This is a genomic window from uncultured Neisseria sp. (genome assembly GCF_951230505.1).
Classification (GTDB): domain Bacteria; phylum Pseudomonadota; class Gammaproteobacteria; order Burkholderiales; family Neisseriaceae; genus Neisseria.
Genome location: NZ_CATNVN010000001.1, coordinates 20,963 through 38,265 on the forward strand (window position 1 = coordinate 20,963; position 17,303 = coordinate 38,265).

17 protein-coding genes are annotated in these 17,303 nt (G+C 50.9%); 9 read left to right on the top strand and 8 right to left on the bottom strand.

Going from position 1 to position 17,303, the window contains the following annotated elements:
- Positions 1–221: 221 nt before the first annotated feature.
- The 3 genes from hpaR to murU all read left to right on the top strand — a co-directional run bounded on the left by hpaR (position 222) and on the right by murU (position 1,952).
- Complete coding sequence (gene hpaR, locus Q1M25_RS00110; RefSeq protein WP_004520883.1) at positions 222–659, top strand: homoprotocatechuate degradation operon regulator HpaR; 438 nt, start codon at positions 222–224, stop codon at positions 657–659.
- Positions 660–669: 10 nt separating this feature from the next.
- Positions 670–1,170: a 4-hydroxyphenylacetate 3-monooxygenase, reductase component gene (gene hpaC / locus Q1M25_RS00115; RefSeq protein ID WP_300480361.1), complete on the top strand. Its 501-nt coding sequence runs from the start codon at positions 670–672 to the stop codon at positions 1,168–1,170.
- A gap of 86 nt (positions 1,171–1,256) precedes the next feature.
- The gene (murU, locus tag Q1M25_RS00120) at positions 1,257–1,952 is read left to right on the top strand and encodes an N-acetylmuramate alpha-1-phosphate uridylyltransferase MurU (protein WP_300480363.1); all 696 of its coding nucleotides are present in this window, start codon (positions 1,257–1,259) and stop codon (positions 1,950–1,952) included.
- A gap of 93 nt (positions 1,953–2,045) precedes the next feature.
- On the opposite strand, the gene rarD is transcribed toward murU, so the two are convergent.
- From rarD to Q1M25_RS00145, 5 genes are all read right to left on the bottom strand, one after another.
- On the bottom strand, positions 2,046–2,948 hold the full coding sequence (gene rarD / locus Q1M25_RS00125) for an EamA family transporter RarD (protein WP_300480366.1): 903 nt from the start codon (positions 2,946–2,948) through the stop codon (positions 2,046–2,048).
- 176 nt (positions 2,949–3,124) lie between these two features.
- Positions 3,125–4,195 (bottom strand): tRNA (adenosine(37)-N6)-threonylcarbamoyltransferase complex transferase subunit TsaD, encoded by a 1,071-nt coding sequence (gene tsaD, locus Q1M25_RS00130; protein WP_300480368.1) that lies wholly within the window; start codon positions 4,193–4,195, stop codon positions 3,125–3,127.
- 100 nt (positions 4,196–4,295) lie between these two features.
- Positions 4,296–5,483 (bottom strand): c-type cytochrome biogenesis protein CcsB, encoded by a 1,188-nt coding sequence (gene ccsB, locus Q1M25_RS00135; RefSeq protein WP_300480371.1) that lies wholly within the window; start codon positions 5,481–5,483, stop codon positions 4,296–4,298.
- Positions 5,476–7,428, bottom strand: coding sequence for a cytochrome c biogenesis protein ResB (locus Q1M25_RS00140; protein WP_300480420.1), 1,953 nt, complete (start codon positions 7,426–7,428; stop codon positions 5,476–5,478). The genes ccsB and Q1M25_RS00140 overlap by 8 nt, the downstream gene beginning before the upstream one ends.
- A gap of 267 nt (positions 7,429–7,695) precedes the next feature.
- Positions 7,696–8,319, bottom strand: a complete 624-nt coding sequence (locus tag Q1M25_RS00145; RefSeq protein ID WP_003684518.1) for a c-type cytochrome — start codon at positions 8,317–8,319, stop codon at positions 7,696–7,698.
- A gap of 215 nt (positions 8,320–8,534) precedes the next feature.
- On the opposite strand from Q1M25_RS00145, the gene yihA reads away from it, so the two are divergent.
- Together yihA and Q1M25_RS00155 are read left to right on the top strand one after the other, a co-directional pair.
- Positions 8,535–9,176, top strand: coding sequence for a ribosome biogenesis GTP-binding protein YihA/YsxC (yihA, locus tag Q1M25_RS00150; protein WP_049336942.1), 642 nt, complete (start codon positions 8,535–8,537; stop codon positions 9,174–9,176).
- A gap of 342 nt (positions 9,177–9,518) precedes the next feature.
- Positions 9,519–9,989, top strand: a complete 471-nt coding sequence (locus Q1M25_RS00155; protein ID WP_232444986.1) for a PepSY domain-containing protein — start codon at positions 9,519–9,521, stop codon at positions 9,987–9,989.
- 100 nt (positions 9,990–10,089) lie between these two features.
- Here Q1M25_RS00155 and Q1M25_RS00160 read toward each other — a convergent pair whose 3' ends face one another.
- The gene (locus tag Q1M25_RS00160) at positions 10,090–10,308 is read right to left on the bottom strand and encodes a hypothetical protein (RefSeq protein WP_300480379.1); all 219 of its coding nucleotides are present in this window, start codon (positions 10,306–10,308) and stop codon (positions 10,090–10,092) included.
- Positions 10,286–10,519, bottom strand: a complete 234-nt coding sequence (locus tag Q1M25_RS00165) for an RNA-binding S4 domain-containing protein (protein WP_002221492.1) — start codon at positions 10,517–10,519, stop codon at positions 10,286–10,288. The genes Q1M25_RS00160 and Q1M25_RS00165 overlap by 23 nt, the downstream gene beginning before the upstream one ends.
- 165 nt (positions 10,520–10,684) lie before the next feature.
- Here Q1M25_RS00165 and dnaE point away from each other — a divergent pair, with 165 nt between their 5' ends.
- Positions 10,685–14,119, top strand: a complete 3,435-nt coding sequence (gene dnaE, locus Q1M25_RS00170) for a DNA polymerase III subunit alpha (protein ID WP_300480382.1) — start codon at positions 10,685–10,687, stop codon at positions 14,117–14,119.
- Between the two features lie 239 nt (positions 14,120–14,358).
- Here the strand turns inward: dnaE and Q1M25_RS00175 are convergent, their stop codons facing one another.
- Complete coding sequence (locus Q1M25_RS00175) at positions 14,359–14,694, bottom strand: hypothetical protein (protein ID WP_003684489.1); 336 nt, start codon at positions 14,692–14,694, stop codon at positions 14,359–14,361.
- Between the two features lie 289 nt (positions 14,695–14,983).
- Between Q1M25_RS00175 and Q1M25_RS00180 the strand changes: the two genes are divergently transcribed.
- From Q1M25_RS00180 to Q1M25_RS00190, 3 genes are all read left to right on the top strand, one after another.
- Positions 14,984–15,478, top strand: a complete 495-nt coding sequence (locus Q1M25_RS00180) for a restriction endonuclease (RefSeq protein WP_107857409.1) — start codon at positions 14,984–14,986, stop codon at positions 15,476–15,478.
- Between the two features lie 21 nt (positions 15,479–15,499).
- Positions 15,500–16,363, top strand: coding sequence for a mechanosensitive ion channel family protein (locus tag Q1M25_RS00185; RefSeq protein WP_300480388.1), 864 nt, complete (start codon positions 15,500–15,502; stop codon positions 16,361–16,363).
- A gap of 67 nt (positions 16,364–16,430) precedes the next feature.
- Entirely contained in the window at positions 16,431–17,297 is an 867-nt protein-coding gene (locus Q1M25_RS00190; protein ID WP_101756172.1) for a hypothetical protein, read from the top strand.
- Positions 17,298–17,303: the final 6 nt, after the last annotated feature.

Genomic DNA, 17,303 nt, shown 5'->3' on the forward strand with positions numbered 1-17,303 from the left:
TTGAGATTATAAAGAAAATAGACTAAGATATAACCATAAGAACAATTGGAAACATTATTATCAAAACAAACTGTTAGAGATCTTCATCTAATATTGTGGCAGTGATGCTTTTGTTCCCATGACCCGGCTGCCGACGGCAGCCTTAAAACAGCAATATTCGCCTTTATCAATCTACCTCACGCTTCAACGGTTTGATTTTTGATAACACCGGAGACTTAGTAATGCCCAACCAATCTAAACATGCATCTATCAATATCGGTCTGATTCAGGCACGGGAAGCATTGATGACCCAATTCCGCCCTATTCTGAACCAAGCCAATATTACTGACCAGCAATGGCGTATCATCCGGCTCTTAGCGGAAAACGGCACACTCGACTTTCAAGATTTGGCCAATCAGGCCTGCATCCTCCGTCCCAGCCTGACCGGCATTCTGACCCGCTTGGAAAAAGCAGGTTTGGCCGTGCGCCTGAAGCCTTCCAACGACCAACGCCGTGTTTACTTGAAACTGACGCCCGAAGGCGAGAAACTCTATGAGTCCACTGGCGCATTGGTTGACGAGCGCTATGACGCAATTGAAAAAGTCCTTACCAAAGAAAAAATGGCACAACTCAAAGAACTCTTGGCAGAGCTGGCAAAAATCGAACAGGCATTAAAATAAAGCGAGCCGGATGACAGATTCAACACACACACTCAAGAGATCCTTCCGAGATGCCATGGCCTCCTGTGCCGCTGGCGTGCACGTTATCACGACAGACGGTGAAGCAGGGCGCTATGGCATTACCATGACTGCCGTCACTGCCGTTACCGATGAGCCGCCGACAGTCATGCTGTGCATCAACCGCCAATCCGCCATCATCCCCATCCTGCAGGGCAACCGCGATTTGTGTATCAACACGCTCAACGACAGCCAGCAGGATGTTGCCGAACACTTTGCCGGACTGACCAACCTCTCGCCCGAAGAACGCTTCGAATACCATATTTGGCATAGGGGACAAACCGGACAGCTCGAAGTCGAAGGCGCGCTGGCACACATGCATGGCAGCATTGTCGATCAACGCGAAATCGGCACGCATTACGTCTTTTTTGTTCAGCTCAACGAAATCCGCAATACCGACACGCAAGCGCCAGCATTGCTGTATTTCCGTAGGCAATTCAAATCTTTGGCATAAATAAGGGTCTCAGGCCGTCTGAAACATCGGTTTCATTTTTCAGACTGCCTGAGACTTTTTCTGTTTCACACATTATAGGCACACCCATGAAAGCAATGATATTGGCCGCCGGTCGCGGCGAACGCATGCGCCCGCTGACCGACCACACGCCCAAACCCTTACTCGAAGTGGCAGGCACGCCGCTTATCGGCTGGCACTTGCGCCGCCTGCAACAAGCCGGTTTCACTGAAATCGTCATCAACCATGCCTGGCTTGGCCAACAAATCGAAGATACCTTGAAAGACGGTTCGGACTACGGCGTGCGCATTGCCTATTCTCCAGAACTCGCCGGAGGCCTGGAAACCGCCGGTGGCATTGCCACCGCCCTGCCTCTTTTGGGCGACGAGCCGTTTTTGGTCGTCAATGGCGATGTGTTGACTGACATTGATTTCCAAGCTGCACGACTGGCTGCCCAGCGTATGCAGGAACACAACCTTCTCGCCCATTTATGGCTGGTGGACAATCCACCACACCATCCCGAAGGCGACTTCGGCCTGCTTTCAGACGGCCTGGTATCCGCCTCATCTGCAGACGGCCAAGCCCTGACTTTCAGCGGCGTGGGCGTTTATCATCCCGCACTTTTCAAAGATACCCCGGCGCATCAGGCTGCCAAACTTGCCCCTCTATTGCGTCAGGCCATGAGCCAAAACCAAATCAGTGGCGAACACCATAACGGCCTTTGGTTGGACGTCGGCACAGTCGAACGCCTGCAAGAAGCCGACCGTATCGCCCAAAGCTGGTAAAACAAAAGGGACGCATCCGATACGTCCCTTTCAATATCAAAGGCCGTCTGAAAATATTGGGCAACCCTTTTTTCAGACGGCCTTAATCTATCATCAAGCTTTAGCCAATTTCTTTTCTTTCTTCATTCCCAACAAGCCATTGACAATCATCACGCACAATCCCGACCAAATCAGGCCATAGCCGATCAATGCGCTTTTTTCTACCGGCTCGCCCAGCCACACAATCGACACGATAAAGAGCAATACAGGTTCCAAATAGCTCAACATACCGAACACTGCAACCGGCAACAACTGATTCGCCTTCAAATTCAAATGCATGGATATTGCGCTATTGAAGCCCAGCAGCACAATAAAGAAAATTAAAATTGGTTTGGCCGCAATCATCGCGGGTGTATCCGTTGCCAGCACAATATACGCCAACGCAAACGGCGTAATCATCATCAAATCAAAGGTCAGCCCGATTAAGGAAGGCACGCCCAGCTTGCGGCGCAGCAGATAATAAAACGGATAAGTACCAAACACCCATACAGTCGTCCACGAAAACGCGCCCGACCGCACCAATTCACATGCCACGCCTGCACACGCCAACGCAACGGCAACCGTCTGCAATCGGTTTAAACGCTCTTTAAACCAAATCCGTCCACCCAGCATCATCGCCAAAGGAAACAGGAAATAACCCATGGCGATGTTTACACCTTCCCCGTTGACCGGCCCCCAGACAAACAGCCACAACTGGCTGGCAAATATCGGCGTCGGCAATACAATCAGCAGCCATCGTTTCCAATCCCGGCCGACGCCATAAGCAAAACGCGTTGCCGCCTGCCAACCGTTGACCATCGTCATCAGCACGCACAAAGCCGACAGCATGGCGACCATGCGCCAGGCAAACACCTCCGTCCCCGTCATCGGCCGCATCCACATACCATACAGAAACAGCATGGAAAACAACAAATTGGACGCTATCGCAGCCAGCAAACCTTTGGATAAATTCGTCATTTCAGACGGCCTTTTGCAATCAATCAAAGTTAATATTGTAGAAAAAACGGATGAAAAAATTACTCATCTTTTTGAATGAAGTTTTACCGCAAACATACGTTTCATTAAAGGCCGTCTGAAAACCCTGTCTTCAGGTTTCCAGACGGCCTTTCATTGCATCGAAGCGGTCTAATGCATCAACCCTGCTTCACAATATCCGACAGCGGCCAGCGCGGCTTAACATTGAATGCGCCGACAGCCTGACGCTCGGCAAGACGCATCGCACCGGCAAAGGCAATCATTGCGCCGTTGTCAGTACAGTATGACATCGGCGGGAAATAAACATTGATTTTTTCTTCCTGCGGTTTGGGTTTGCCTTTTTCAGACGGCATTTTGACGACCAACCGTGAAAACTCATCACGCAGTTTCCAGTTTGCACCCACACCGCCGGCAACCACCAAAGTTCTGAAGCCGGTATCCAACAACGCTTTTTTGGCTTTGGCCGCCAATACGTCAACCACCGCATCTTGGAAAGCGCGGCAAATGTCGTTGCGCATCTGCTCGGGAATTTCATCGTTGCCTGTTTCGGCACGGACTTTTTCGACAGCAGTCAAAACGGCAGTTTTCAAACCGGAAAAGCTCATCTGCAAATCGTGCGAATGGAGCATGGGGCGTGGGAATGTGAAGGCATCAGGCGTGCCGAGTTTGGCCAGCTCGGATAATTTGGCACCGCCGGGATAAGGCAAACCCAAAAGCTTGGCCGTTTTATCAAATGCTTCGCCTGCCGCATCATCCACACTTTCACCCAGCAAGGTGTAATCGCCAATACCGCGTACAGCCATAAATTGTGTATGCCCGCCCGACACCAGCAAAGCGACAAATGGAAATTCAGGCTTATCGTCTGCCAATAAGGGCGAGAGTAAATGGCCTTCAAGATGGTGAACGGGGATAACGGGCTTGCCGATGGCAAATGCCAAGGCGTTGGCGAAGCCTGAACCGGTCAGCAATGCGCCGCCCAAACCCGGGCCTTGCGTAAAGGCAACCGCGTCAATATCGGCATAGCCTACGCCTGCTTCCTTCAAGCAACCTTGCGTCAACGGCACGACACGGCGGATATGGTCACGGCTGGCCAATTCGGGGACAACGCCGCCGTATTCGGCATGCATCGCCATCTGGGTGTGCAAATGATGCGCCAACAGGCCGCGCTCAGTATCGTAGAGCGCAACGCCGGTTTCGTCGCAAGATGATTCAATTCCTAATACCAACATGGTTTGAGGCCGTCTGAAAAAAATGATTAAAAACGATTCAGACGGCGTTTTCTCCGAAAACGGAAAAAGGCCGTCTGAAATAAAGTGCGGGATAAGCTGCTTACAATGTGCCGTAAGAATGCAGGCCGCTCAAGAACATATTCACGCCGATAAAGGCAAAGGCGGTAATGACCAGGCCGATAACCGCCCACCAAGCCAACACTTTGCCGCGCCAACCTGCTACCAGCCGCAAATGCAACCAGATAGCGTAATTCAGCCAAACGATGAATGCCCAAGTTTCTTTCGGGTCCCAGCTCCAATAGCGGCCCCACGCGTCAGCCGCCCACAATGCGCCGAGAATGGTAGCAATAGTAAAGAACAAGAAACCGACGGCAATCGCTTTGTACATGACTTCTTCAATGACTTGCGATTGCGGCAGCCATGATTTTTGGCCCGCATCTTCTTTTCTGAGCGCCAGCAGTTCGGCAATACCCAGCATGGCGGCGATACAGAATGCGCCGTAGCCGATAAAGTTGGCCGGAACGTGGATTTTCATCCACCAAGACTGCAAAGCAGGAATCAGCGGCTGAATGGCATGAGCCTCGCGTGAAACGCTGTACCATAAGACAAATCCGACCACAATTGCCATAAAGCTGAAGACAAAGCCACCCAGTTTTTGTACGGCAAAACGGCCTTCGTAATAGAGGTACATCAGTGCCGTAATGACCAAGAACAAGATAAATACTTCGTAAAGGTTGGAAACCGGAATATGGCCGGCATCGGGACGCAGCAGATAGCTTTCATGCCAGCGTACCAGCAAACCGACAAAGCCCGCCATCGCGGAAACCCACGCAAACACGGTACCCATGCCCAAAAGCGTATTGGACGACACATTTTTGCGCACCGCTGCTATCGCGCCGACGATATAGGCAAACAAGGCAAAGAACACAAACGCGCATTGCCACATAATCGCCGACTGGCTGCTTAACAGATATTTGAGCAGGAAACCGTCTGCGTGTTTAATGTCACCGCCATACAAATCAACGGCCAAATACGCCAAGCACACGCCCAAAGGGATAAACCAGCGCATCGGTTTGAAAAACCAACCCAGAAAAACGGCAATACCGGCACTCGCCCACAAAATCACCATTTCGTAGATGTCCATGTGCAGACCGGCTTGGGTTTGGGCAATAAACGCACCGATGGCAATCAGCAGCGCGAATGCCCAGTCGAAAAGGTTGAGGTTTCGGATAAATGATTTGTGTGTCAGAAGCTCATGCTCGGGCAAGGCCTGAAGTTTGTTATTCATGGTTCAAATCCTTGGCAAGCTGCTGCAATTGCCGTGTGTGTTGCGGAAATTCTTTCTGCAAGTCGCGTTCGTTGCGGCTGGAAGACATGGCAAAACGGATACGGCCGTCTGAAAACAGCAGCCAAGCACGTTTTTCACGAATATAAAACATGAACACCGTGCCCAACACCAGCAATACCGAACCCAAATACACCAAGAACTCCCCCGGAGAACGGGTCATCTGCAGGCCGGAAGAGCGTACTTCAGCAAAACTTTCCAATTGCAGCATCATTGGCGCAGGATACTCGGTCAAACCGGTGTACGCGTCCATTGCATGCAGCAGGAAGCGGTTGCGCTTTTCGTCTTGCGGCCAAGCCGGCAGGTTGTATGTGCTGATCGTATCTTCCAAAGCGGCATTCATCACGCCATAGAGCATTTCGTAGAAATAGCCCTGCATTTTTTCCTGCTGATCTTTCGGAATGTTGGTGGTAACAAATTCGTCCAAAGCCAAATAGCCGCCTTTGGCAAAAATCGATAAAGTGTTTTCCGCCGCCGCCATGAATTGTTCACGGATTTCGGCAGGCGCGCCTTTAACGGCGTTGGCAACGGTTTTACGGCGTGCCGCATCATCTTTCAGATATTGGCGCAAAGCCATAAAGGTGTCGATTTGGCCGTTTTTATCCATCGGAATGCGCAACCAGCGGTATTGCTGCGCCAAGCCGCTGCGTGTGCCGGTAATGAAGAAATAGTCTTCATCTTGTTTTACCGGCAGCATATAGTTTTTATATTCGACCGCCTGCCCTGCTTTGTCTCGGATGCGGTAAACGATAGATGGGCCGATATTGGTGTATTTTTTGCCTTCTTGACGGACGGAGCGAACATCATTGATGGCGGATTTTAAGTTTTGCTCTTTTTCAGACGGCTCGCTCATGTCTTCGACGTTCATCGAAGTAAACTGGTCAAATTCCAGCTTATAAGAAGCCTTGCCCAAATCCAGCGGAAACTCGCGCATAGAAGTTGCTTTGAGTTTGACCGGAGTACGATCGGCATCAGCCAGATTCCACGCTTTAAACGTCAAGTCAGAGCCGCCGTCGGCGAAACTTGCCTGATAAACCGTAATACCGTGTAGCGTCAAAGGATGGTTGACGCGGATAGTGTGTTCGCTGACTTTGCCGGTTGCCTTGTCCGTGACTTCCAAGTCGCTGGCGAAATCGCGCGGCATACCGGTATCGTAAAAATCAATATGGAATTTCTTCAATTTGACCGAAAACGGCAAGTCTTGCACGAGCATGCCGTTATCCGCATTCAGAAATACCACGTCCGCGCTCTGACCTTCCGAAATATTGACATTGCCCCTAAACGACAGGTTGGATTCTCCCAACACGCTTTCGGGCTTAAAGTCTTTGGCATAAACCGCCGTATTGTCCGGCACGACTTTGCCGGTGAGCATGCCGATTTTCAGCAGGATATTGCTGTCTATCAAACCGCCCAAACAAATTACAATCAGCGCGGCATGGGCAAAGATATAGCCCCATTTGTTCATCGCGCCTTTTTTCGCCGCCACTAAAACCGAACCGTCTTCACGCGTAACGGTTTTGCAGCCGTAGCCTTGTACTTCCAAATATCGTTGTGCGACTTCGGGCGTCACCTGTCCGTCTAAAACGATGGAATGGCGCATTGCCGCCAGCGATTTTTCCTTCGCGTTTTCACGGAACGAACGAATCTCGCGCAAAAACGGCGGAACATTGCGAATCAGGCACAATCCGGTGGAAATCACCAAAAACATCATGATGACAACGAACCACGCCGAGGCGTACACGTCGTACAGACCCAAAAAGCCGAAAATCTGCGACCAAAACGGGCCGAATTTCACCAAATAATCGACTTGCGGCTGGTTTTGCTGCAAGACCGTACCGATAATCGAAGCCACGCCCAACAGGCTGAGCAGGGCGACGGCAAAACGCATGGAGCTGAAAAAGGCAAACCATGGTCTACGGATAAGTGGGACGGATGATGAAGATTTACTCATGTCTCAAATGTCGGCTTGGGGCAACCCGATCGATGGAACGGACTGCAATGACGTGTGATGCGAAAGGAAGAATACTGCATATTGTAGTAAAAATCTTGCTGTCGCTATTTGAAAAAAACAATCAGGCTTATCGGCCTATATTGGCTAAGGCCGTCTGAAGGGTTTTCAGACGGCCTGTATCAATAAGCTCGTTTCAAAACGAAATTAGTGCAAACCTTGGATGAAGTTGGCTACTGCGTTCAACTCTTCTTCGCTCAGGCGGTTGGCAATATCGGCCATGATGGCGTTTTTGCGTTGACCGGATTGGTAAGCTTTCATTTGCTCGACAACGTAAGCTTTGTGTTGGCCGCCCAGACGAGGATAGGCTTGGATTTCAGTACCGCCGCCAGGGATACCTGCGCCGCTAGGACCGTGGCAAGACATACATGCCGGCAGTTTTTTAGCGCTCAGGCCGCCACGATAGATTTTCGCGCCCAACTCTGGGTTTTCTTTAGGATTGGCTTCGCCCGGTTTGCCTTGTTGTTTGGCATAGTAGGCGGCAGCGTCGCGGATGTCTTGTTCGGACAAGTTCATCACCATCGGTTTCATCACGCCGGCAGCACCGTGGGTACGGGTACCGTCTTTGATGGCCATGGTTTGACCGTAGGTGTAGGCCGCGGCCTGACCTGCCAGTTTAGGATAAGTTGCGATACCGCTGTTACCATCGGCTGCGTGACACGCCGCACAGATAGTAGTCGCTACCTGTTTGCCTTTTTCAGCATCTGCTTTAGGGGCAGCGGAAACCGCACCGGCAGCCAATACCAAGGCCAATAAAGTCAATCGTTTCATGGAGTGCTCCTGATTACAGCATTGCGTACCGCGTCAATGCCTTTTTTATACTCAAATACCGGGGAATTTTCCCGATTAAAACCGATAATTCTATAAACGTGCTATTCTATACCAAGTTTACATTAAATTACTACTCAAATTACCAAACTGCTGCAACATAAATGCCCGATACAAATTATGATGTTGCAGTTTTGTTTCCATGCAAGGAAATACTGATGAACCTTTTTCAAAACGCCAAATTCTTTACAACGGTCAACCATCTGAAAGACCTGCCCGACACGCCGGCCGAGATTGCCTTTGTCGGCCGAAGCAATGCCGGCAAATCCAGCGCCATCAATACTTTAACCAATCATGTGCGCCTTGCCTATGTTTCCAAAACACCGGGCCGAACCCAACACATCAATTTCTTTGAACTGGAAAACGGCAATTTCATGGTCGACTTGCCCGGCTACGGCTACGCGCAAGTACCGGAGGCCATCCGTGCGCACTGGGTCAAACTCTTGGGCGACTACCTGCAACAACGCCGCCAACTGATCGGCCTGATTTTGATTATGGACTCGCGCCATCCGCTCAAAGCTTTAGACATTCAAATGCTGGACTTTTTCCACATCACCGGCCGTCCCGTGCATATCCTGCTGTCAAAAGCAGACAAGCTGTCTAAAAACGACCAGATTAAAACTTTGGCGGCGGTAAAAAAATCACTCAAACCCTACACCGAGCGTCAAAAAATCAGCGTTCAACTATTCTCCAGCCTGAAAAAACAAGGCATGGACGAAGTCAATCAAGTGGTCGGCTCATGGTTTGACGCGCATCGCGAAGAAATCGAAAATCTTGCAGGCGAAACATCGCCTGAGTGATTGTAAAACAAGGCGGCGACAAATGAATTGACCAACCGCAAATCTTATTCCGTCATTTGTTTTCTCACCATTGTGTTTACCATTTAATTCGGGGCATGTATCACACATGCCTTTTTTTCATCACACTTTTTGTTTTCACACGCAAACCAAAACTTTCGCCAAATATGCCATCACAACATATCAGCAAGGCCGTCTGAAAGCGCGGCTTCGATCTCCATTATTATTAAAGTGTTAATTTTAGTATTGCAACTAATTACACATCTTAGCATTTTGCTCATATTCAGCTAATTGTTGAGGCATAGAATGCATTCATCGTTCAACAACACAGTAGGAAAGAAAATCATGAAACGCATTAACGCTTTTATTTCAAAAAAACTCATCATTGCCGGTATTATTGCTTCAAGTTTGGGCGTTGCTGGTGCAGCAGGTACTATGGCTTTCAAAGAAGGTATGTTTGCAAAGGTTTCCGGCCAGCAAGCAGCCGCAGCAGCGGTAGCGGAAGTGGGCGGCGTCGTTAAAGATGTCGATTACAAATACAAACAACATTTGGGCGGCCGTTACAAAGTAGAAATCTTGAAAGACGGCGTCGAATACGAAGCTTTGGTTGATGCTCAAAACGGCAAAGTATTGGCAGTAGCACAAGATGACGATCAAGACAAACGACACTTTGGTAAACATGATAAGCATCATAAACATGATAACCATGACAATGCTGAGCCCTCTTCATCGCAAAATACAGATTATCAGGCTCCTGCAGATGCTGCACCTGACACACCTGAAAATGCAACCGCTTCCGAGGTAACACAATCTTAATTTAAACTTTAAAAAAGCCAATGCCGTCTGAAACTTTCAGACGGCATTGGCTTTAATGCAGCATTGTTTGAAACACAGCTCCTATCAAGCCCAATCGTTTTCAGACGGCCTTTGTACCATCTTCGCCGTCTATCCAACCCGCTTCTTTCAATTTCCTCTGTTGCGCGTCATATCGGGCTTTTTCCACCCAATACATTGTCTGGATACAGGCATCGCCGCATTCGCTGCCACAACATTCCCACGACTCAGGGCGGACAGGTTCGTCTAAAAGCGGCTCGCCCAAGATGGCTTCGGCTTTATTCTTCAGGGTCGTATCCATCGGCAATTTCCAAGCGTGCACCGTCAAACTCAATCACTTCGCCGCCGCGTATTTTGGCGGTTTTACGGGTTTCAGTTTCGCCGTTACGCAACACCAGCCCTTCGGCGATAAACGCTTTTGCCTGTCCGCCGCTTTCGGCAAGGCCGGCCAATTTCAACAGGTCGCATAAAGCGATGTATTCATTATCTTCAAGATAGACTGTTGCTTCCATCATTTAATCCTTTTCAATAATGGCGATATTTTAACATGGCCGTCTGAAAGAAAGCCCCCTTCTATTTTATTTGCTTTATCCAACCCCATTACATTTGGTTTTCAGACGGCCTTTAGCTGCCAACCCTGCTACAATACGCCTTTTATTGTTCACGCCGATTTTGCCATGACCGAGCCGACCTACATCCCCCTGCGCCTGCATACCGAATTCTCGATTACCGACGGTATGGTGCGGATTAAAAAACTGATTGCCAAAGCGCAGGAATACGGTTTGCCTGCTTTGGGCATCAGCGATTTGATGAACGAATTCGGTTTGGTGAAATTCTATAAAGCCTGCCGCGGCGCCGGAATTAAGCCCATCGGCGCGGCGGACGTGTGGATAGGCAATCCGAATGCGCCCGACAAGCCGTTTCGTGCCATGCTGATTATCCGCAACGATGCGGGCTATCTGCGCTTGAGCGAGCTTTTGACGGAGGCCTATGTCGGCAAAGACCGCAATATCCATCATGCGGAACTCAATCCCGAATGGCTGGAAAACGGCGACAACAGCGGCTTGATTTGTTTGAGTGGCGCGCATTACGGCGAAGTGGGCGTGAATCTTTTGAACGGCAATGAAGACGCGGCGCGTGCGGCGGCGTTGAAATATGCGGCGTGGTTCCCTGATGCGTTTTATTTAGAGCTGCAACGCCTGCCCGAACGCCCTGAATGGGAGGCTTGCGTTTCCGGCAGCGTGAAGCTGGCGGAGGAACTGGATTTGCCGGTGGTGGCGACGCATCCGACACAGTTTATGAGCAGCGATGATTTCAACGCGCACGAGGCGCGGGTGTGTATCGCTGGCGGCTGGGTACTGACGGACAAAAAACGTCCGCGCGATTTCACGCCGAGCCAGTTTTTCATTCCGCCGGAAACCATGGCCGAACGTTTTGCCGATTTGCCCGAAGCCCTCGAAAACACGGTGGAAATCGCCAAGCGCTGTAATCTGCACATCACATTAGGCAAAAACTTCCTGCCGCTCTTCCCTACTCCGGACGGCCTGTCGCTGGATGATTATTTGGTAAAGCTATCCAACGAGGGCTTGCAAGAACGCATGGTTCAGCTTTATCCCGACGAAGCGGAACGCGCAGAAAAAATGCCGGAATATCAGGAACGTTTGGATTTTGAGCTGAACATCATCATCCAGATGAAATTCCCCGGCTATTTCCTTATCGTACAAGACTTTATTAACTGGGCGAAAACGCACGGCTGTCCGGTCGGGCCGGGCCGTGGTTCGGGTGCAGGCTCGCTGGTGGCGTATTCGCTGAAGATTACCGACCTCGACCCGTTGAAATACGCGCTGCTGTTCGAACGTTTCTTAAACCCCGAACGCGTTTCCATGCCCGACTTCGACGTGGACTTCTGTCAGGCAAACCGCGGTCGCGTGATTGAATATGTGCGCGAAAAATACGGCGCGGAGGCGGTAAGCCAAATTGTGACCTTCGGCACGATGTCGTCCAAAGCGGTCATCCGCGACGTGGGGCGCGTGCTGGAGCTGCCGTTTATGCTGTGCGACAAACTGTCCAAGCTGATTCCGTTGGAAGCCAACAAACCCCTGAGTTTGGAAAAAGCCATGGAGGCCGAGCCGCAGATTCAGGAATTAATCGAAGCGGAAGAAGCGGACGAACTGATTACGCTGGCGAAAAAGTTGGAAGACCTGACGCGCGGTTTGGGTATGCACGCAGGCGGCGTGTTGATTGCGCCGGGCAAGATTTCCGATTACAGCCCTGTGTATCAGGCGGACGAATCCGCCTCACCCGTATCCATGTACGACAAGGGCGACGTGGAAGACGTGGGTTTGGTGAAATTCGACTTTTTGGGTCTGCGCAACCTGACCATTATCGAAATGGCGCAGAACAACATCAAAAATACCACCGGCGATATCGTCGATGTCGGCAAGATTCCGCTTGATGACCAAGCCGCCTACCAAATCTTCCGCGATGCGAACACCACCGCTGTCTTCCAGTTCGAGTCGACCGGCATGAAAAAAATGCTGAAAACGGCGCATACGACCAAGTTTGAAGAACTTATTGCCTTCGTATCACTCTACCGCCCAGGCCCGATGGACAACATCCCCGACTTCGTCGCGCGCATGAAGGGTCAGGAATTCCAATACATCCACCCGCTGCTCGAAGGCATCCTCGCGCCGACCTACGGCATTATGGTGTATCAGGAACAAGTGATGCAGGCGGCTCAGATTATCGGCGGTTACTCGCTCGGCGGTGCGGACTTGCTGCGCCGCGCCATGGGTAAGAAAAAGCCCGAAGAGATGGTGAAACACCGCGAAATCTTCGCCGAAGGCGCGGCAAAACAAGGCATTTCGCGCGAAAAATCCGACGAAATCTTCAACTACATGGAAAAATTCGCCGGCTACGGTTTCAACAAATCCCACGCCGCCGCCTACGCCCTGATTTCCTACCAGACCGCATGGCTCAAAGCCCACTATCCCGCCGAATTTATGGCGGCGACCATGTCGTCTGAATTGGATAATACCGACCAGCTCAAGCATTTCTACGATGACTGCCGCGCCAACGGTATCGAGTTCCTGCCGCCCGACATCAACGAATCCGACTACCGCTTCACGCCGTATCCGAACATGAAAATCCGCTACGCACTCGGCGCGATTAAAGGCACGGGCGAAGCCGCCGTCGAATCCATCATCGCCGCTCGGCAAAGCGGCGGCAAGTTTACCGGCCTCTTGGACTTCTGCGAGCGCGTCGGCAAAGAACACATGAACCGCCGCACCCTCGAAGCCCTGATACGCGGCGGCGCGTTCGACAGCATCGAACCCAACCGCGCCATGCTCTTGGCGAACATTGACCTTGCCATGAACAACGCCGACCAAAAAGCCGCCAACGCCAATCAGGGCGGACTTTTCGACATGATGGAAGACGCCATCGAACCGGTGCAGCTCGTTGACGTGCCCATGTGGAGCGAGTCAGAAAAACTCGCCGAAGAAAAAACCGTCATCGGCTTTTATCTGTCCGGACACCCGTTCGGCCCATATGCCCAAGAAGTCCGCCAAATCGCCCCGACCAAGTTAGGCCGTCTGAAACCGCAAGACAGCGTGCGCCTCGCCGGATTCGTTACCGCCGTGCGCACCATGATGGGCAAACGCGGCAAAATCGCCTTCGTCAGCCTCGAAGATTTGAGCGGACAGATTGAAATCATGGTCAGCGGCCAGACGCTGGAAAACTGCTCCGACTACCTCAAATCCGACCAGGTGCTGATTATCGAATCCAAAGTCAGCCGCGACGACTACGGCGGCGGCGACGGGCTGCGCATCATGGCAAACCAAGTCATGACCCTGCAAATGGCGCGCGAACGCTACGCCCGCAGCCTCAGCCTCGCCCTCGCCCCCGGTCACGACATCGCACGCCTCGCCGCCATCCTCACCGCCCACCGCCTGCCCGACACGTCGCACATCCCACTGCAACTGTCGTACAGCAACTGCAAAGCATCAGGCAAATTGAAAATTGCACCAAAATGGATGGTAACGCCAAGCACCGCCTTGTTTGACGAACTGGAAACATTGCTCGGCAGCAGGGCCGTCCGCGTGAATTGGTAAAACTAAAGGCCGTCTGAAACTACACGTTCAGACGGCCTTTAATTTAAAAAGCGCTTTAAAAACATAAATCAGATAAAGATTCAGGCTTTCAGACGGCCTTATTGTATGGAGAGATTATCCGAAAAGTTTATTGCAAGAGACTTTGGCTAATAGGAAAAGATAGCCCACAAAAAAGGGGGTGAAAATACACCCCCTTTTTCTATAGAAGCGCCATATCAAAGGCCGTCTGAAAAACAGTTTTATTTAACGATTTCAACCGGGCCGTGGTCGTCGCAGTGGTCGCCGTGTTGGTGATGCAGACGGCCGTTGACAATGTAGTCGACGTGATCGCCGTGCGGTACGGCTTCGTGGCCGCAACCTTCGCCGTGAACGTGGCCGTGGCAGGTGTCAACCGGATGGCAGCCGTCAGGGTTGGTTTCATTGACGCTCAGGGCATGCTCGTCGTAGTGGCCGTTGTGTTCATGGTGCAGGTGGCCGTCGTGCAGATAATCGACGTGACCTTCGTGTTTGATGGCAGTGTGGCCGCAGTTTGCGCCGTGAACGTGGTCATGATGTTCGTGGGTTTTACAGGTCATTTTTTCTCTCCTAATGTTCAGTGAATAGCAATCTTTCACGATTGATTTTTTATCTTATCTTTTTTTTGATGCAAACGTAAAAAATTTTACAGTTATTAATATATTGTTACGATATATCATCTGTTGATATATAAGCCTATTTTATTTTTCAGACGGCCTTTCATCTATAATTCATTTATTTTCAGCGAGAACTTCAAATCCTTCCGGCAATGTAAAATATCGAATTTTTCAGCCGTAACAGGTAACATGGAAACAAAGGGATGGGTTCTTCAAACAAATAGGTACCGCAATGGGAAAACAAGCCAGACTTTATATGGTTCGCAGCACGCAAGGTGCGCTTTATGATGTATTTTTTGAACGCGGTGTGGCGGCATTGGCCTGGCCTATGCTGGCCGAAGCGGCGGCCAAGGGTTTTGGCCGTGAGGAACTAACGGATATTTACCGTTCGGCCGTGCCGGATGTGAAGTTGAGAACGGCGCAATCGGGCGCGGCTCAGATGTGGCGGTTTGTCAACGAGTTGGCCGATGGAGATGCCGTATTGACCTACTCGCCTGCTTTGCGCCGTTATCGGGTTGGCAGGATTACGGGCGGCGCGGTACATTGTCCGCAATGGGACGATGAAAAAATGTCGCTGGTGCGGCCGGTTGAGTGGCTGGGCGAAGTGTGCCGTGATGATTTGAGTGCGGCTACGCAACGGGCTTTGGGCAGCGTGGCAACTTTGTTTGCGGTATCGGAAGCGTGTGCGGCAGAAATTTTTGAACGCGTGGGTTTTCAGACGGCCTAAGAAGGGAAAGGAAACAGGATTATGTGGAACACCATGCATGAATGGCTGAACGCTTTGCCTGTCAGTGAAGAAATCATTAAATCGGCATTGATGTCGGTATTGATGATTGTGGTCGTCATTGCCGGGCGCAGCATTTTGCTCTCGGCGCATTTTCGCAGCCATCCGGATTTGAGCATTGAAAACAAACGCCGCTCGCTGGTGTTCAGCCGCAACGTGACCATGTTGCTGATCCTACTCGGGCTGGCGATGATTTGGGCGGCGCAGATTCAAACTTTGGCGTTGTCCATGTTTGCAGTGGCCGCGGCGATTGTGGTGGCAACCAAAGAGCTGATTATGTGTTTGTCCGGCAGCATCCTGCGTTCGGTAACCAAACAATATTCCATCGGCGACTACATCGAAATCAACGGCCTGCGCGGACGGGTGGTCGATATCAATATGCTGAACACGCTGATGATGCAAATCGGCCCTAATCCGTTGATTGGCCAGCTTTCCGGCAAAACGCTCTCGTTTCCCAACAGCCTGCTTTTGAGCCATACCGTACGCCGCGACAATATTTTAGGCGATTATGTGATTCATACGGTGGAAATCCCCGTGCCGATTCATTTGGATTCGGACGAAATCATAGGCCGTCTGAAAGATGTTCTTGAGCCATTGTGCGAGCCTTATGTCCCTGCCATCAAGCAGCATTTGGAAAACGTGCAAACCCAAAAGTTGTTTATCACGCCCGCCGCCCAGCCGCGCGTATCCCGCGTGCCACATGATGACAAAGTGTACAACATCATCGTGCGCTTTGCCTCGCCCGTAGCTAAACGCTTGGAAATCCAACAGGCGGTTTTGGACGAATTCTTACGCACACAATGCCAATTAATCAATAAATTAAAATAGTCCAGTTTATATATACTATCAAATACCTTACAATACCGAGGTTCACAATAAACAATAAGGAAAAGTCATGTTGCCCGAATCAGCCCTTGCCGAAATGTACCCTGTAATCATGACCCCCAGCCATGACGGCAAATATTTCCACAACTACACCCTCTCGCTTCTGAACATCGTCCACACCAACGCCTCCCTCGGCCTGCCGCTGCAAGTAATGATGCAGCGCGGCGAAAGCCTGATTACGCGCGCGCGCAACAACTGCGTGGCCAAATTTTTGGAAAACAAAGAATGGACGCATTTATTCTGGATTGACTCCGACATCGGCTTCTCTCCCGACTCATTCTACCGCCTGCTCTTGGCCGACAAAGACGTTGTAGCCGGCGTTTATCCGCTCAAACGCGAAAACTGGCCCCAAGCAGGCCTTCCTGCCGGCATGACCCAAGCCGATTTCGAGCGCATGTACACTTCTTACACCGTCAATACCAACGACAAAAATGAAAACGGCGAAATCGTCCTGAAAGTCGATGAAGAAGGCTTTATGAAGGTTCATGACGCACCAACCGGCTTCATGGTTATCAAACGCAGCGTATTTGAAAAAATGATAGAGGCCTACCCCGAGTTGAACTACGTCTCCGACAGCGACTACAGCCCGGAAAACAAAGGCCTGCACTACCGCTTCTTCGACTGCATGGTCGATCCTGAAAGCAAACGCTATCTGTCCGAAGACTACACCTTCTGCCACCTCTGGCGTCAAATCGGCGGAGAAGTGTATGTCGACGTGCAATCCAACCTGACCCACCAAGGCGCAAAAGTGTATCGCGGCTCGTTTGCCGAATCCCTGCAAACCAATGTTGCCAATGCGGTTTATGCCCCAGAAGGCACCACTATGCGCCTCGAGCTGGCTGCGCCATTGCACGCCAATCCGCGCGGCGCAGAATAAGATTGG